At 37.1% G+C, this 16,489-nt stretch carries 15 protein-coding genes; 8 read left to right on the forward strand and 7 right to left on the reverse strand.

What is annotated here, in order from left to right:
* Positions 1-217: 217 nt before the first annotated feature.
* Complete coding sequence (locus H6F32_RS08210; protein WP_190368843.1) at positions 218-1,177, forward strand: AEC family transporter; 960 nt, start codon at positions 218-220, stop codon at positions 1,175-1,177.
* A gap of 171 nt (positions 1,178-1,348) precedes the next feature.
* On the forward strand, positions 1,349-2,110 hold the full coding sequence (locus tag H6F32_RS08215) for a hypothetical protein (protein WP_190368844.1): 762 nt from the start codon (positions 1,349-1,351) through the stop codon (positions 2,108-2,110).
* Between the two features lie 139 nt (positions 2,111-2,249).
* Here H6F32_RS08215 and H6F32_RS08220 read toward each other — a convergent pair whose 3' ends face one another.
* Positions 2,250-3,386: a quinone-dependent dihydroorotate dehydrogenase gene (locus H6F32_RS08220; protein WP_190368845.1), complete on the reverse strand. Its 1,137-nt coding sequence runs from the start codon at positions 3,384-3,386 to the stop codon at positions 2,250-2,252.
* 373 nt (positions 3,387-3,759) lie between these two features.
* Between H6F32_RS08220 and H6F32_RS08225 the strand changes: the two genes are divergently transcribed.
* The 3 genes from H6F32_RS08225 to H6F32_RS08235 all read left to right on the forward strand — a co-directional run bounded on the left by H6F32_RS08225 (position 3,760) and on the right by H6F32_RS08235 (position 6,527).
* Positions 3,760-3,930: a DUF2256 domain-containing protein gene (locus H6F32_RS08225; protein WP_190368846.1), complete on the forward strand. Its 171-nt coding sequence runs from the start codon at positions 3,760-3,762 to the stop codon at positions 3,928-3,930.
* Positions 3,931-3,954: 24 nt separating this feature from the next.
* Positions 3,955-4,908, forward strand: a complete 954-nt coding sequence (locus tag H6F32_RS08230; protein ID WP_190368847.1) for an isoaspartyl peptidase/L-asparaginase — start codon at positions 3,955-3,957, stop codon at positions 4,906-4,908.
* Between the two features lie 185 nt (positions 4,909-5,093).
* Positions 5,094-6,527 carry an ATP-dependent DNA helicase RecQ gene (locus H6F32_RS08235; RefSeq protein ID WP_190368848.1) on the forward strand — a complete coding sequence of 478 codons (1,434 nt, stop codon included), beginning with the start codon at positions 5,094-5,096 and terminating at the stop codon, positions 6,525-6,527.
* Positions 6,528-6,627: 100 nt separating this feature from the next.
* Here H6F32_RS08235 and H6F32_RS08240 read toward each other — a convergent pair whose 3' ends face one another.
* The 3 genes from H6F32_RS08240 to H6F32_RS08250 form a co-directional block, all read right to left on the reverse strand.
* Positions 6,628-6,990, reverse strand: a complete 363-nt coding sequence (locus H6F32_RS08240) for a phage holin family protein (protein WP_190368849.1) — start codon at positions 6,988-6,990, stop codon at positions 6,628-6,630.
* A 481-nt stretch (positions 6,991-7,471) separates the two neighbouring features.
* On the reverse strand, positions 7,472-8,080 hold the full coding sequence (gene rimM, locus H6F32_RS08245) for a ribosome maturation factor RimM (protein ID WP_190368850.1): 609 nt from the start codon (positions 8,078-8,080) through the stop codon (positions 7,472-7,474).
* A 223-nt stretch (positions 8,081-8,303) separates the two neighbouring features.
* The gene (locus tag H6F32_RS08250; protein WP_190368851.1) at positions 8,304-10,754 is read right to left on the reverse strand and encodes an ATP-dependent Clp protease ATP-binding subunit; all 2,451 of its coding nucleotides are present in this window, start codon (positions 10,752-10,754) and stop codon (positions 8,304-8,306) included.
* A gap of 305 nt (positions 10,755-11,059) precedes the next feature.
* On the opposite strand from H6F32_RS08250, the gene H6F32_RS08255 reads away from it, so the two are divergent.
* The gene (locus H6F32_RS08255; RefSeq protein ID WP_190368852.1) at positions 11,060-11,347 is read left to right on the forward strand and encodes a DUF3288 family protein; all 288 of its coding nucleotides are present in this window, start codon (positions 11,060-11,062) and stop codon (positions 11,345-11,347) included.
* Positions 11,348-11,451: 104 nt separating this feature from the next.
* Here the strand turns inward: H6F32_RS08255 and H6F32_RS08260 are convergent, their stop codons facing one another.
* From H6F32_RS08260 to hisD, 3 genes are all read right to left on the reverse strand, one after another.
* Entirely contained in the window at positions 11,452-12,621 is a 1,170-nt protein-coding gene (locus tag H6F32_RS08260) for a homocysteine biosynthesis protein (protein ID WP_190368853.1), read from the reverse strand.
* 230 nt (positions 12,622-12,851) lie between these two features.
* Positions 12,852-13,277, reverse strand: a complete 426-nt coding sequence (locus tag H6F32_RS08265; protein ID WP_190368875.1) for a universal stress protein — start codon at positions 13,275-13,277, stop codon at positions 12,852-12,854.
* A gap of 174 nt (positions 13,278-13,451) precedes the next feature.
* The gene (gene hisD, locus H6F32_RS08270; protein WP_190368876.1) at positions 13,452-14,753 is read right to left on the reverse strand and encodes a histidinol dehydrogenase; all 1,302 of its coding nucleotides are present in this window, start codon (positions 14,751-14,753) and stop codon (positions 13,452-13,454) included.
* A gap of 328 nt (positions 14,754-15,081) precedes the next feature.
* On the opposite strand from hisD, the gene rpsT reads away from it, so the two are divergent.
* Together rpsT and H6F32_RS08280 are read left to right on the forward strand one after the other, a co-directional pair.
* A complete protein-coding gene (gene rpsT, locus H6F32_RS08275) occupies positions 15,082-15,369 on the forward strand; it encodes a 30S ribosomal protein S20 (protein WP_190368854.1) in 288 nt (95 codons plus the stop codon).
* Positions 15,370-15,471: 102 nt separating this feature from the next.
* Complete coding sequence (locus H6F32_RS08280) at positions 15,472-16,257, forward strand: TatD family hydrolase (protein ID WP_190368855.1); 786 nt, start codon at positions 15,472-15,474, stop codon at positions 16,255-16,257.
* Positions 16,258-16,489: the final 232 nt, after the last annotated feature.

Below are 16,489 nucleotides of genomic sequence, written 5' to 3' on the forward strand. Positions count from 1 at the left end.
CAAGGGTTTTATTATTAACATCTGTACCTCATAATAACGGAAACTGCTGTATAATAGAGAAATTATATATAAAGTGTATTATTTTTATTAGTAAAGAAGTTGTAATTCATTGCTTGTTCTCCCGGCCTTTACAGGCAATTTAAGATTTTTACAAAGTAAATTAGTGTAAATTAGTACGGTGAAATTAGTTTTTCTTGTTTTTTTGATTTTTATTGTTATGATTGATACACTATTTCATGCTTACACACCTCTATTGATCTGGATAGGGTTAGGAATTGTCTTATCTGGCTTTATCTCACCCATGTTTCTCAGGTTTATAGGCCAGGGACTTTACTGGGTAGGAGTTCCTTTACAACTTTTAGTATTAGCACGTCATACCAGTTCGTCCCAAGGTGGACTTGTTCCAGCAATAGCGATCGCCATTTTACTACTAAGTTTTATTTTAGCTATGGTAACTTGGTGGGTTTTTCAAAGACTAAAACCGCCTGAAAACCTTTTAAAAGAGCAATCTTTAGATATTTCAGCAATTAAAGCTACATTAGGTAGTTTTATTCTTGCGGCAATTTTAGGTAATACTGGCTTTGTGGGACTGGCATTAACAGAAGTGTTAACTAGCCCGGAAAATACTGATTGGTCAGTATTATTTAGTGTGACGACTAATGTGGTTGGTACTTATGGAATTGCGGTGTTAATTGCTAGTTATTTTGGTCAGAAGGAAACGGAAAATCATTGGTGGATGCAGGTAAGAGATATAGTCACAGTTCCCAGTTTATGGAGTTTTTTCATTGGTTTAAATACCCAGTTTATTGAATTACCTGCCGTAGTGGAGTCAGCTTTAGATCAAGCTGTTTGGGTAGTAATTGCCTTAGCTTTGTTACTGGTTGGTTTTCGTTTAGGTAAGATGAGATCATTAGGAAGTTTAGCGATCGCTACCATTGCCAGTACAATTAAAGTATTTATTGTTCCTTTACTAGTAGGATTAATCGCAACATATTTCGGTATAACAGGTGAACATCGTTTAGTGTTAGTTCTGATGTCTGGTACACCCACGGGTCTTTCTGTACTGATTTTGGCAGAAGTTTATGATTTGGATCGGGATTTGTTATCTAGTAGTATTGCTTTAACTTTTATCGGGTTATTTTTAGCGTTACCCCTTTGGTTAGTTTGCTTTAGGTAAATTTAAAATTACGTAGTGCAAATCATTCACACAGCTTGCTCAAGGCATATTTGATTAGGTTTTGCCATCTACCTGCCATAACTTTGCCAAAAAATACAAATAAAGGTACAAATTTTTGCCAAGATAGAAATATGATTTTGTTTTGTAAAACTTCACTTGGCAGAAATCAGCATGAGTGAAAAACCCATAGAAAGTTACGGCAAAAGTTTTCTTGTTCTCATTTTGCCCATATCCTTTGTGATTGTTTTTGTAGTCAACACCTGGAAAGTATTACTTGTAATCTTAGGTTTGCTAATAGCTGTGAATCTTTGGCAAAACCATAGATGGGAAAAGTGGTGTCAACAGGTTAACCCCCTTTTCTATGAAATGATTAGGGAAAATCAGGGGAAAATTACCCCTATAGACTTAGCTCTTAGAGGTAATTTTTCTGGTAAGGTAGCAACACGCTACTTAGAGACTAAAGCTGTGGAATTTGGTGCTAATGTCCAAAAATCTCAAGGTGATGATCATGCTTACTATTTCATCACTGCCAGTATTTTAGGCGATATTTTTGACAGTAGTGAGCCAATTAAGCAGCTTCCTGATCAAGCAGTAAATAAAGCTGCACGTTCTTTTTTAGTCCCACCACCTCCCCTTCCTATAGTGGAGGAAATTCAACCAGAAGAACTAGCAGAGACGGAAATTGAACCTTCGCAGCAAATTCCTGAACAGCAAAATAACATTGAAGAAGTTAAAAAACCATTAGAAGAACAGTTAGTTTTTGGTTCTTTGATTCAATCAGAGTTAGCAAAGCGTTTAAATGTTTATTCTAGTACAGTTTATAAACGACGCAATGATCCTGATTTTGCCCAATGGAGTCGCAGTCGAGATCCGGATGGTATTGCTTGGTCCTATTCCCGCAAAACTAGGGAGTTTTTCCCTTTAGAAGAGTGATATAGCACATTATATCTATGTGAGGTATACAATAGGCGGGCAAGATGCCCGCACTACAATGGTTTTATCTTGTATACTTGTACCTGATTAAACCGGAAACTGCTGTAAATGATAGCATTCCGATTGTAGAATTTAATTGTTAATTACCTATCCCGATCGCTTGACTAATATCATTAAGTCCCTTTTCTTCTAACTTGATTAATAATCCTTTCAGGATATTCTTAATCATGTAAGGACCGTAATAAATCCAGCCAGTGTAAATTTGCACTAAACTTGCACCAGCTGTGATTTTTTCCCAAGCATCCTCCGCCGTAAAAATTCCACCTACACCGATAATAGGTATTTCCCCTTGAGTTTGTTGGTAAATATAGCGAATTACTTCTGTAGATCGTTGACGTAAAGGCGCACCGCTAATGCCACCCGCTTCTAATGCTGGTGATTGTCCAGTTTTATCAATAATGGTAGTTTTCAATCCATTGCGGCTAATAGTGGTATTAGTAGCAATTAAACCCGCCAGTTTATGAGTTTTTGCCAAGTTAATAATGTCCGAGATAGCATCCCATTCCAAGTCAGGTGCTATTTTCACAAATAATGGTTTTTGGGATGTATTTTCTGCCTGTAGTAGAGTTAAAATTTGATCTAACATAGCAGCATCTTGGAGCGATCGCAATCCAGGAGTATTGGGAGATGATACATTAACCACAAAGTAATCACCTAAATCTTGCAATAAGCGAAAACTCTCAAGATAATCTTGGGCAGCTTCTGTTAAGGGTGTTATTTTAGATTTACCCAAGTTAATTCCTAGAGGTATTACCACTGCCTCGCTTAATCGTTTTTTTTCTTGTATTAATCTTTGTGCCATTGCTGCTGCACCTAAATTATTAAAACCCATACGATTAAGTACAGCTTGATCTAATGGTAAACGAAATAAACGAGGACGATCATTTCCGGGTTGGGGATGGTAAGTAACCGTGCCAATTTCCGCCGATCCAAAGCCAAAATTAGACCAGATAGAAGCAGCAATACCATTTTTATCAAAACCTGCCGACAAACCCACTGGATTAGGAAAATTTAGCCCGAATAGGTTTTGTTTTAATCGGGGATCTTGCCAACAGAGGTTATTTCTGATACACTGGTTTAACCATTTACTAGGGGGCTGATGGCGGTTTTGAGAGAGCTTATCTAAAATAAAAATGACTTGGTCATGTAAATACTCAGGATCGGGTTTTACCAGAGTAAATAAAAAATTAGTAACTAGTGCTTGATAAATATCCAATTTAGGGTAACATTTCAACGACTATTACACAGATATCAATCACAAAATTGTTCACACAACTTTGTTAGGCATCTTTAAACATATTACTACAACCTATGTCAAACAATAATACCAATAGTTGACCAAAAACCACATCCTCAGAACAATATTTGAATATTTGATCAGGACTTACGCAACCTGCACATTCGTAGGGTGTGGTTCAACAAGCTCACCAACCGCATCAGACAGTATAAATCTTGCAAATAACAAATTTTTTAGTCTGACACTTGGGTAAGTAAGTCCTATTGATATTACAGCACTTTGTAAAACCAACTAGTACAGAATTAATCCCAACTTTAAACTTAACTCCTTGTAATCTTTGATTGTTGCTAATATGGTAAAGTTTCGGAAAAAATCTGATCTACCCACCAAAATTTGTCCAGTTTGTCAACGTCCCTTTACCTGGCGCAAAAAATGGCAAGATTGTTGGGATGATGTGAAATATTGTTCAGAACGTTGTCGTCGTCGTCGTGATGATACTAAACATCATCATGATCAAAGTTAATAGTTCTAAAAAGTGTAAAACAAGATGAAATTAGAAATTAAACCTAAATTAATTATTCATGGTGGCGCAGGAAGTTCTCTTCAAGGCAAGGGCGGGTTAATTGCTGTACGTAATGCTTTGAGAAAAATTGTTGATTCCGTATATTCTCAGTTGTTAATGGGAATAAATGCTACAGAAGCAGTAGTCAAAGGTTGTCAGATGTTGGAAGATGAACCTCGATTTAATGCAGGTACGGGTTCAGTTTTGCAGTCAGATGGGCAAATTCGCATGAGTGCGGCTATTATGGATGGAAATATGGGTAGATTTAGTGGTGTTATTAATGTTTCACGGATAAAAAACCCTATTACAATGGCTCAATTTTTACAAACTAGTAGCGATCGCGTCTTATCAGATTATGGTGCTGCGGAATTAGCTAGGGAGTTACAATTTCCGATTTATAACCCTTTGACTGATTTACGTTTGCAAGAATGGATAGCAGAACGTCAAGATAATTTTCAAAAAACTATGGCTGGAGTAGTGGCTGAACCGGAAATGGCAGAAGCTGGTAGTGCAGGAAGAGGTACAATAGGTGTAGTTGTTTTAGATGGTTATGGCAAATTAGCGGTAGGTACTTCCACAGGAGGTAAAGGTTTTGAAAGAATTGGACGAGTCAGCGATTCAGCTATGCCTGCTGGTAACTATGCCAATAAGTTTGCTGCTGTAAGCTGTACAGGAATTGGTGAAGATATTATTGATGAATGTTTAGCCGCTAAAGTAGTAGTGCGGGTAACAGATGGAATGACATTAGCTACAGCAATGGAAAAATCATTTATAGAGGCAAATAATAATCATAGAGATTTTGGAGCGATCGCTATAGATAGCAACGGTAATATATCCTATGGTAAAACCTGTGAAGTGTTATTATCAGCTTATCATGATGGTAATAATATTGGTGATACCTTAGAATGGCATAATCAAGAACTGACTGGTAATAGGTAATTGGTCATAGTTTTAGTTTAAGCTGTTGTGCCTTTAACTTGAATAATTAATACAAGCAAGATGCTTGTGCTACTGTAACTTCAAGTTTTTTAATTATACAGTGAGTGCTGCACATTAGTTTATGATATAAAGTAGTGCAAGCATCGTGCTTGTATTCCTTATCTAAAGTAAACCAGCAATAGCTTATGCAAACAATAAATGAAGTTCGTGGTGCATTAAAAACGATCTGGGGTTATGAAGATTTTCGTCCACCCCAGGGAGAAATTGTTAATTCTTTACTATCAAAAAAAGACGCATTAATTATTATGCCCACAGGAGGAGGAAAATCTATTTGTTTTCAACTTCCTGCATTATTAAACAAGGGGTTGACTTTAGTAATTTCTCCCTTAGTAGCATTAATGGAAAATCAAGTTCAAGAATTATATAAACTGAATCAGAAAGCGGCACTTTTACATAGTGAAATTTCCAAAGAACAACGTTATTTAACATTAAAAAAATTAGAAAAACAACAATTAAGATTATTATATTTATCTCCCGAAACCTTATTAAGTCCTTCAGTGTGGGAAAAGTTAATTGATCCCCAATTAGAAATTAATGGTATAATTATTGATGAAGCACATTGTTTAGTACAATGGGGTGATACTTTTCGGCCAGCTTATCGCAGATTAGGTACTGTAAGACCAGCATTATTAAAATGCAAACCACCAGGTACAAAAATCAGTTTAGCAGCTTTTACAGCAACGGCTGATGCTATGAGTCAAAAAATTATTACTGATGTTTTAGAATTAGAAAAACCTGATATTTATAAACTTAATCCCTATCGTCAAAACTTACATTTGCAAGTGGGTATTGTGTGGACTCCTAGAGGTAGAAAACAACAACTATTAAAATTTATTAAAAGTCATAAAAACGAAACAGGTTTAATTTATGTGAGAACTCGTAAAGATAGCGAAGAATTAGTAAAATGGTTATCAGAATTAGGTTATCTTACTGCTAGTTATCATGGAGGTTTAGGTGCAGCACAAAGAAGGAAAATAGAAGAAAATTGGTTAAGTGGAAAAATTCTTTTTGTGGTGTGTACTTGCGCTTTTGGTATGGGAATAAATAAACCAGATGTACGTTGGGTAATTCATTTTCAGACACCACATTTATTATCAGAATATGTACAGGAAATAGGCCGGGGAGGAAGAGATGGAAAAATAGCAAAAGCATTAACTTTAATTAGTGAACCAACCGGTTTTTTAGATAATGAAGACAAACAAAGACAGAAATTTTTTGAAGAACAAATTATCAAACAACAACAAAAAGCCCAAAAGTTAATGAAGCAATTACCAAAACAGGGAGAAATTAGCGCAGTAACCCATGAATTTCCTGATAGTAATATTACCCTTTCTTTATTGCATAGTAATGGACAATTACAATGGTTAGATCCCTTTAATTATGCAATTTTATCCACATCAGGAAAACAGTTAAACCAACAATTACAAGGTGCTAAACAAATGAGAGAATATTTATATACTAAAAAATGTCGGTGGCAGTTTTTACTAAATGCTTTTGGTTTTGGGGATGATGTTATTAATTGGCGCTGTGGACATTGTGATAATTGTCAACATCCATAAAATATCATTAAAATATCATTAAAATATCATTAAAAAAACACAGGTACATTCCCCCAAAATTACCTAATCCCCTAAAAAAGAATACCATATTTAACTCAAATTAAATACCCAATAACTTATAAAGAATGCTATTGACAATAGTGAGTCCAAAAGCCCCTAAAACAGCACTCCAAATACCAAACCGGAGACGAAAACCATCAACTAACCAAGCAGCAATAGCAAAACAAACAACTCCTATCATGAAAGTAAATATAGCGGATAAAAAATCAAAAGTAGCTGGATCTTGTATCACAAATGAAACTTTCAGAAGTGGTTTAATTAATGCAGTAATAATACCAAGAACTGCTGCGGACATAATCGCATTACCGGGAGTATCAATTTCTACTCCTATGGGTAATTTACTAATTAGCCATAAGCTAACAGCCGTAATTAACCAAACAATTAACAGCGTCGTAATATCCATTATAAAAGTCCCTGAAATGTGAATAATGCCTGACGATCAATTACCTGGTTGATGTAGCGTGTGGTAGTGAAAAACTTTGTAACTTAACCAATTATTTATAAACTAACAAAATTTTTAGAAAATAGATAAATTTATTTTAAATATCTTTATATTTCCTGTTAAATTGTGGGGATTTCATGATTAACAGATAAATTTAATGGCTTACTCAATTAAAATGAGATAAGCTAATGTGCAGCACTCACTGTATAATTAAAAAACCTAAAGTTACAGTAGAACAAGCATCTTGCTTGTATTAATTATTCAAGTTAAAAGCACAACAGCTTATCTGACGCACCCACTCAACAGATTTTTTAGCGTGACACTTGCGGAAGTCCTAAACCTAAAATATTATTCTCTGATTTTTCATTAGTTGCATAAATATACTGTCTTGTAGGTAAATACAGTATCAAAAAACTTTTACTTCTGGAATAATAAACCATATTTACAATTCAAATAGTCCCAATGGAGGATTAATTTCTATACGCTTATTTTCTAAATCTACAATGGGAACTATTTCCATCACAAAGGGAATTAATACATTTTTTGATTCTTGATTAGTGATAAAATTAGGATCTAATTTAACTTCTAATAAATCATGACCTGATGGTAGTATATCTACAACTTTACCCACTAATTCACCAGAAGATTGCAAGAAAACTGGTAATCCTAATAAGTCTATCATCAGAAATTCGCCTTCTGCCAATTGGGGGCGATCGCTGATATGAACAAATAATCTACATTCTCTCATATTTTCTGCCGTAGTGCGATCGCTCACTCCTTTTATTTTAATCACATATAAATTTTTCCCCTCTAAATATCGTCCTGATAATAACTCAATTGGTTCTGGTTCTGGTGATCCTGGACGTAATAACCAGCGTTTTCCAGGTTCTTCAAATCTTTCGGGAAAATCAGTATTTGGATATACTCTTAATTCTCCATTTAACCCTTGAGGGGAGACAATTTTACCAATTTCTACCCATTCATCAAGATTAGCAACAATGGTAGATTTTGGTTTGACACTTTTACTTTTTTCCTGTTTTTTTTGATTCATTAGTTTGATAAAGTTATATTAAAATTGTGATCAATTGATCAAAAATCAAGAGAATATATATTTAGTGATTTATTCTCACTTCGCACCCTTTTGACTTCTGCCATAACTTAATTTTACACAATTTAGGCAACATTCAATTAACAAAAAAAATCCCCGATCAAAAAATCGAGGATCTAGAAAATTTGGTATTTTCATACTCGTAGGGACTGTTAAAAATTAACAGTTAACCCACATTAGTTAACAACAATTCCCGCTTTTCCGCTTTTCTCACTTTTACTTGTCCATCATCATCAACATCAATAATGGCTGTATCACCTTCAAGTATGTGAGCAGATAATATTGCTTCAGCAAGAGAATCTTCTAACAATCGCATAATTGCCCGTCTTAATGGTCTAGCACCATAACTAGGATCATAACCTTGTCTAACTACCAACTCTTTGAAACTTTCGGTAATTTCCAGTTTAATTCCTTTATCTGTTAAGCGTTTAGACACATCATGTAACATAATTTCAGCAATTTGCTTAACTTCTTCTTTGTTCAATTGAGTGAAGACGATAATCTCATCAACACGGTTTAAGAACTCAGGGCGGAAATAAGCCTTTAATTCCTCATTAACTAAGTTACGAATGCGATGATAACTAGCTTCAGACTGATTATCAAATTCAAAGCCTAGACTCATACCGCCTTTTTCAATTACCTTAGAACCAATATTGGAAGTGAGGATAATTAAGGTGTTTTTGAAGTCTACTTTCCGGCCTTTTGCGTCGGTAAGATGTCCATCATCCAAAATTTGCAGTAACATATTAAATACATCAGGATGCGCTTTTTCTATTTCATCAAAAAGTAGCACTGTGTATGGTTTACGTCTTACTGCTTCCGTTAATTGTCCACCTTCGTCATAGCCTACATAACCTGGAGGTGAACCAATTAATTTAGATACGTTGTGACTTTCCATGTATTCTGACATATCCAGACGAATCATGGAATCTTCCGATCCGAAAAAGTATGCTGCTAATGCTTTTGCTAATTCAGTTTTACCAACTCCAGTCGGACCAGAGAAAATAAAGCTGGCAATGGGGCGGTTAGGATTTTTTAAACCCACACGAGCGCGACGAATAGCACGAGAAACTGCTGTTACTGCTTGTTCCTGGCCAATGAGACGTTTATGCAGAGTATCTTCTAAATGCAGGAGTAATTCTGATTCTGATTCCGTAAGTTTATTTACGGGTACTCCTGTCCAGGAAGCGACTATTTGCGCGATATCCTCCTCATCAACGATAGGAATATTCAGCGTTTTCAGGTTTTCTTCCTCATCTAGTCTACTTTGCAGTTCTAGTTCTTCTTGACGCAGTTTATTAGCCTTGCGAAATTCCTGTAGGCGAACAGCCTCGGCTTTATCTTTGCTAATGTTTTTGAGTTGAAATTTGATTTCTTTGTTTTTGATGATTTGGGAGTGATGTAAACGTACCCGTGAACCAGCTTCGTCTATTAAGTCTATTGCTTTATCGGGTAAGAAGCGATCGCTAATATATCTATCAGATAATTGTGCTGCCGCTACTATAGCTGCATCAGATATAGTTACTCTATGATGTTGTTCATAGGCACTCCGTAAACCTTGAAGAATATCAATAGTTTCTTCCACTGATGGTTCACCCACTAAAATCGGTTGAAACCGTCTTTCTAGGGCTGCATCCCGTTCAATGTGTTTACGGTATTCATCTAAAGTAGTAGCACCAATACACTGCAATTCGCCCCTAGCCAGGGCTGGTTTGAGGATATTAGCGGCATCTAAACCGCCTTCTGTGCCACCTGCACCGATGAGGGTATGAATTTCATCAATTACCAGGATGATATTGCCTACAGAGCGAATTTCCTCCATGATTTTTTTCAGGCGTTCCTCAAATTCCCCTCTAAAACGAGTTCCAGCGATGAGTAAACCCATATCCAGACTAATTACTTGCTTATAGAGTAATACTTCTGGAACATCTTGATTGATAATACGCTGTGCTAAACCTTCAGCGATCGCTGTTTTACCTACTCCTGGTTCACCGATTAGCACAGGGTTATTTTTAGTACGACGACCTAGTATTTGTACTGTCCTTTCAATTTCCTTATGACGGCCAACTACCGGATCTAATTTACCTTCTTTAGCTAATTTAGTGAGATTTCGACCAAATTCCTCTATAGATAGATTTTGATAACGTTGTTGGGAATTACCACCACCTGCGAAAACGGGGGTATCTTCTCCTAAACGATTTAATACAGATACTCGGATGGTGTGTAAGTCTACGCCTAAATTTTGTAATACTTTGGCGGCCACTCCTTCACCAGCTTCCGTTAGACCTAATAACAAATGTTCTGTATTAATGTAATTATGTCCAAGACTGTGAGCTTCTCTAAAAGACTGCTCAAACAGACTTTTTACCTTGGGTGTAAAAGGAATTTCTGGGGGGACAAAGCCAGAGCCGCGGCCAATGATTTTTTCGACTTCTCGACGTGCATCTTTGAGCGTAATACCCAACTCCGCCAGCACTTTCGCAGCAATGCCCGTTCCTTCTCCCATTAAACCCAGGAGAATCTGTTCTGTACCTACAAAATTGTGTCCCAGGCGGCGTGCTTCCTCCTGAGCTAACATAATTACCCTAATGGCTTCGGACGTGAAGTGTTCAAACATAGCGGGTCCTTGCTCCCTTGCTGCTTGGACTGTGGGTGAGTATAATTTCCGTCAGAGAAGTTAACATTCAAAAGTCAAAAGTCGGAATTTGTATGTGACTTTGGGCTTTTGGGTTCTATCTCGTGATAGACAGTCACCCTTATCTTAAGTTTCTTGTATTTTCTTAAAGATAATGTATCTTTGTTTAAAATTCAATGACAGTAGTGAGAGCCGTATGTGATTATGGGTAGTAGCCGTCAAGAGTCACCGAGTCAGAAGAATACTTTACCAATGACCAATCACTAATTACCCATCAAAAATCACTTATGGCAGATAATAAGGATCAAACTCATCCTTTGGAAAACCGCGATCGCTCTCTAATTGATATTTTACTCACTCAAGAGCCAACAAACCACAATTTATCAGAATTAGCGAGACTAAAAATCCGCTATCAAGGCTTTCCCGGTGCTAGGGAGATTCAACAAGGGCTAGATAAAGCATTACAACGATGGCACTTAACAGAAGCCGAACTTTTCTCTAAAACCCGCGAAATTCACCAAATTGGCGGTATTTACACCAGTCGCGGTAAAAAGGAAGAACAAGATTGGAATTGATTATAACTACCAAATCCTTGTAGAGACAATTCATGAATTGTCCCTACCATATCACTCCTTCGCTGATGCGCGAAATCAATATCATATCCCAATTCAGCAACGCCTTAAAACTCAGTCCACCTATCCTGGGGTAAAAACGAACGTTCCATTGGAATAGAAGCCACTGGTTCAGTTAAAGTAAACTTACGAGTTATAATCCATTCTTTCAACTCCTGCGCTACCTGTCTTGATAAAAATAAACTTGCTAAAGATGCTACTCTTACAGATTTTCCTTCAATACTGATTTTACCAGACTTCAACTGAGCATAAGTCACTAAACCAAAAGTAGGCCGTACACGACGAGGAATAGAAAAATCTACGATGGGTGCTACTAAGTCTTGATCCTTTACAGCACAATATTCTACCACTGATTCATTTAACACAGGTAATGGTACACCCACACCTAACATCAAAGAAGGTCCATAATTCTTTAAATAACATCCTCTAACCCATTTAGGATCCATTTGTTTAGCATCACCAATTAAAGCTAAGGTAGCTGATGGACCAATAGGTGTATGATTGTCTAATCTCTTTTGTAAAGGAAAATGTTGCGTCCCTTCCCAACTTACATAACCAATACCACCGCCTAGAAAAATTTTTGTACCAATACCCACTAATTGTAAATCAGGATCATTCATAAGTGGTGACAAAGCACCAGGGTTAGAATATACTGCATTTCCTAACCTGGGTTGTAACACTCCTAAATAAGTATAAAGTGGGCGATCGCCACCATTCACACCTACAATAAAGTTTTGATAGAGATTACGCGGATTAAATAAATAAAACTGATTAATTGTATCGCGGGTAATAGAGGTTTCAAAGGTAGCTCTCGGATAACAGTCTGTTACTTGTCCAACAGCTTTTACTTGAATAGACTTACCAGCAATTAGATCCTCAATTACATGGCCACCTCCGCGTTCTTTTACTTCCTCTCCATCTACAGATTCTATCGGACAACTCGCACCTAAGAATAAATCTACCGCACCAAAACCAGCATAAGCAGGCACACCATCCAACCAGCAACGACGAATTTTAATTGGGGGATCAGTATGGCCTAAATTAATAATTGCACCACTAGATTCCATTGGTTCAAATGTACCAGTAGTAATTATATCTACTTGCTTAGTAGCTTTAGCAACACCAATTTCTGAAACTCGTGTTTTAAGTTCTTCTGCTGTCCATACTACAGCGCGGTTTTGGCTGATCTTTTCATTTATCTCCGCAATTGTACGCATTTTTTTATCAAGCGGAATAATTATTTTTACAATTTTTATGACTATTTGTTAATGTTAATTAACAAATAGTCATAAGCGTTAACAAGCATTGACAAAAACTTATAATATTACCAATTACTAATTATGGAATCAAAACTAGAAAATAGGCATTAAGGGGCATGATGGGCAGAAATGAAATTTAAAATTGACTATCACAACGATAAAATCAGGTATGTGCTGACCGCTAATTCCTAACCACTATGTTTTACCACCAAAACAGAACAATGAGCTTCCTCCATCACTTGACTGCTTACGGAACCATCAACAATGCGTTTCATCCCTGTTAAACCTCTATTTCCCATTAAGATTAAATCAGCTTGATAAATATTTGCTAAACGAATAATCTCTTGGGCGGGATCACCCGTAACTAATTCTAACTCACTTTGATATGGTAAACTAGCCTGGTATGCTACTAGTTGTTTTTCAATCTGCAAATAAGAAAATGTGGAGGAATCTGATAGAGGGCGATCTGCTGGTTGTTCTGTTTTTGCGGTTGTAGAAACTACGTGACAAAGAACAATTTTACTCTTTGGTGATAACACCAAATCATCTAAAGCCTGAATGACTCGCTCTGCAATATCCGAGCCATCCAAGGCTACCAAAATAGTATTTAGCACCGCTCTCGTCTCCAAAGAGATTTTCCTCTGTAAATTATCAATTATCAAACCAATGACTAGTAATTGATCACAAGTCATGAGAAATTGCATTTACAGACTAGGAGATATATTATATCAAATTTTCACATTTTCGTATTTTCCTAAAATTTTAGTTTCTTCCGATGTGTCTACAATTTAATTATCATACTTCTCAACTCTACGCTTAACAGAATCAGCATGAGAAGGCAAGCCTTCTGTAGTTGCTAAAACATCAATAGCATAAGCTACTTTTTCTAAAGCAGTTTGAGAATATTGAATAATGCTTGAATGTTTTAAGAAAGTTTCTACACCTAAAGCTGAAGCATAACGAGCAGCACCAGAAGTGGGTAAAGTATGATTAGGACCGGCTAAATAGTCTCCCACAGCTTCAGGAGTGGAACTACCTAAAAATATTGCCCCCGCATGACGAATATGGTTTATTAAAGACCAAGGATCTTTAACTTCCAGTTCTAAGTGTTCAGGTGCAAATTGATTAGACAGTTCTGCTGCCGCTTCTAAAGATTCTACCACCACAATTAAACCATAGTGAGCGATCGCTTTTTCGGTATCAATTCTCCGAGGATGATCCGCCAACTGTTTATCTACAGCAATTTGTACTTGCTTTGCTAAACTTACATCTGTTGTTATTAAAATAGCGGCAGCCATTGGATCATGTTCAGCTTGAGCTAACAAATCTGTAGCCACATAAACAGGATTAGCTGATTCATCAGCAATTACTAGCACTTCACTAGGACCTGCCAAAGAATCAATACCCACTGTCCCATACACTAGTTTTTTTGCTAAAGTGACATAAATATTACCAGGACCTGTAATTACATTAACCTTGGGAATAGTTTCGGTGCCATAGGCTAAAGCAGCGATCGCCTGCGCCCCTCCCACACGGTAGATTTCGTTTATTCCCGCCTCTTGGGCAGCCACCAACACCGCAGGATTGATTTTACCATCCCTGGCTGGAGTTACCATGACAATGCGTGGTACACCTGCTACCTTAGCTGGAATAGCATTCATTAGCACAGTGCTAGGATAACAAGCCCTACCACCAGGTATATATAAACCAGCCCTGTCCACTGGAGTATACCTTTTCCCTAACACCACCTCATCGTCAGCAAAATGCACCCAACTTTTAGGCACTCTTTGACGATGAAAAGCCTCTATTTTTTCACAAGCAAGGCGGATAGATTGGAGTAAATCGTTTGATACCTGTTGGTACGCCGCATCCAGTTCCGAACCTGTTACCCTCAATTCTTCCGGTGTCCATATCTGTTGATCAAATTCTGCTGTATAATGGATTACAGCTTTATCACCTTGGCGCTTCACGGCTTGCAACACTTCTCGCACTGTTGCTTCTTTGTGAAGTACCTGTTCATCTTGAGTACGCTCGCAAATGCGTTGGATTTCAGACCTGACATCTGATTGCTGAGTAATAATTCGCAGCATGGAGTAAAGACAATGCCAAAATGTGTAGTTTTCTGTATGAGAACTTAGGAAAGCGTATTTCCGATTGGCGGTAGACAACTGACTCTAGTTCTCTCTTCTAGCTTAACCTGAATTTTTGTGATACATCAATTTATCCAATTATCCAAGAAGGGAGTCAGCACTCAGCTATCAGCAGTCAGGAGAATTATATTTGAGCCAATTTACCAATCACCAATCACCAATCGCCAAATTTAATTTTTAATTTTTAATTTACCATTGACAAGAACAATGCTATAGTAATAAATCTAGTAGTGTGTGTACATAATTAATAGTCTTTTCTGGAATTACTGTGGCGAATAACAAATCTGCTCTTAAACGCGCCCAAATTGCTGAACGCAACAGGCTGCGTAACAAATCATATAAGTCAGCCGTGAAAACGCTGATGAAAAAATACCTGAGTGCTGTAGATGCTTACAAGGCTAACCCTAGCACTGAACTTAAGGATGATGTGGCTGCGAAAATGTCTGAGGCTTACAGCAAAATTGATAAGGCTGTTAAGCGTGGTGTTCTCCATCCTAACAATGGTGCTCGTAAAAAAGCAAGATTAGCTAGTAAGTTAAAACCTCTCAATATCTAGTTTATCGTCTGCCAGGGAGTAGAGAAAAGTCAAAAGTTTACATTCTTTAACTTTAATTCTGACTCCTGGAACTCCTGACTCATCAAACTCCTGACTCCTATCATGCAGCTAATAGATACCCACGTACATCTAAATTTTGACACATTTCAACAAGACTTAGCCACAGTGCGATCGCGTTGGCAAAAAGTAGGAGTGGTTAAATTAGTACATTCCTGTGTTCATCCCCAAGAGTTTGTGAGTATTCAAGCCATAGCTAAACAGTTTCCAGAAATTAGTTTTGCTGTGGGGCTGCATCCCTTGGATGCTCATTTATGGAAACCAGATACAGCATTAGAAATTACAAAATTGGCTAAATCTGATCCTAAAGTAGTAGCTATAGGTGAAATGGGGCTTGATTATTACAAAGCAGAAAACTATGAGCAACAGCAAATAGTATTTACAGCGCAATTGGATATTGCTTGTGAATTAAACCTACCCGTGATCATTCATTGTCGTGATGCAGCTATAGCAGTCAGAGACATATTAACAGAATGGCGGGAAAAACATGGGGAAAAACTGCGCGGGGTGATGCACTGTTGGGGAGGAACACCAGAAGAAACCCAGTGGTTTGTGGACTTGGGGTTTTATATCAGTTTTAGTGGTACAGTCACCTTTAAAAGTGCCAAACCTATTCAAGCATCAGCAGCAATGGTAAAGAGCGATCGCTTACTCATAGAAACAGACTGCCCATTTTTATCACCCGTACCGAAAAGAGGAGAAAAACGTAACGAACCAGCTAACGTGCTTTACATTGCACAACAAATAGCCAAGATTAGAGGCGAAAGTGTAGAAACCATCGCTCAACAAACTACCCAAAATGCTTATCAACTGTTTAATCTTACAGATTGATGATCAATCTAAAATAAATCTAAAATTTTAGATTTATTCATTAATTAACAAAGTAACAAAAAATTGTGGTAAAATAACCAGTTTAGGGAAATACAACTCAGGAGAATAAAAATGTGCTAAGATTGTTCCCTGCAAAACATTTAGCTTGCGCCATAATGATAAGGGAACAAAACATCAAAACCTCCATAAAAACTGGAATACCAACCGTCTGCCAACCTACCTCAAACTCTAC

Origin of the sequence: Anabaena sp. FACHB-1237 (genome assembly GCF_014696225.1) — a bacterium.
In the GTDB taxonomy this organism is placed as follows: domain Bacteria; phylum Cyanobacteriota; class Cyanobacteriia; order Cyanobacteriales; family Nostocaceae; genus FACHB-1237.

Bases quoted from the DNA above. Each gene is read 5' to 3' on its own strand.
- H6F32_RS08210 (WP_190368843.1), top strand. From the start codon at position 218: ATGATTGATACACTATTTCATGCTTACACACCTCTATTGATCTGGATA.
- H6F32_RS08215 (WP_190368844.1), top strand. From the start codon at position 1,349: ATGAGTGAAAAACCCATAGAAAGTTACGGCAAAAGTTTTCTTGTTCTC.
- H6F32_RS08225 (WP_190368846.1), top strand. From the start codon at position 3,760: ATGGTAAAGTTTCGGAAAAAATCTGATCTACCCACCAAAATTTGTCCA.
- H6F32_RS08230 (WP_190368847.1), top strand. From the start codon at position 3,955: ATGAAATTAGAAATTAAACCTAAATTAATTATTCATGGTGGCGCAGGA.
- H6F32_RS08235 (WP_190368848.1), top strand. From the start codon at position 5,094: ATGCAAACAATAAATGAAGTTCGTGGTGCATTAAAAACGATCTGGGGT.
- H6F32_RS08240 (WP_190368849.1), bottom strand. From the start codon at position 6,990: ATGGATATTACGACGCTGTTAATTGTTTGGTTAATTACGGCTGTTAGC.
- rimM (WP_190368850.1), bottom strand. From the start codon at position 8,080: ATGAATCAAAAAAAACAGGAAAAAAGTAAAAGTGTCAAACCAAAATCT.
- H6F32_RS08250 (WP_190368851.1), bottom strand. From the start codon at position 10,754: ATGTTTGAACACTTCACGTCCGAAGCCATTAGGGTAATTATGTTAGCT.
- H6F32_RS08255 (WP_190368852.1), top strand. From the start codon at position 11,060: ATGGCAGATAATAAGGATCAAACTCATCCTTTGGAAAACCGCGATCGC.
- H6F32_RS08260 (WP_190368853.1), bottom strand. From the start codon at position 12,621: ATGCGTACAATTGCGGAGATAAATGAAAAGATCAGCCAAAACCGCGCT.
- hisD (WP_190368876.1), bottom strand. From the start codon at position 14,753: ATGCTGCGAATTATTACTCAGCAATCAGATGTCAGGTCTGAAATCCAA.
- H6F32_RS08280 (WP_190368855.1), top strand. From the start codon at position 15,472: ATGCAGCTAATAGATACCCACGTACATCTAAATTTTGACACATTTCAA.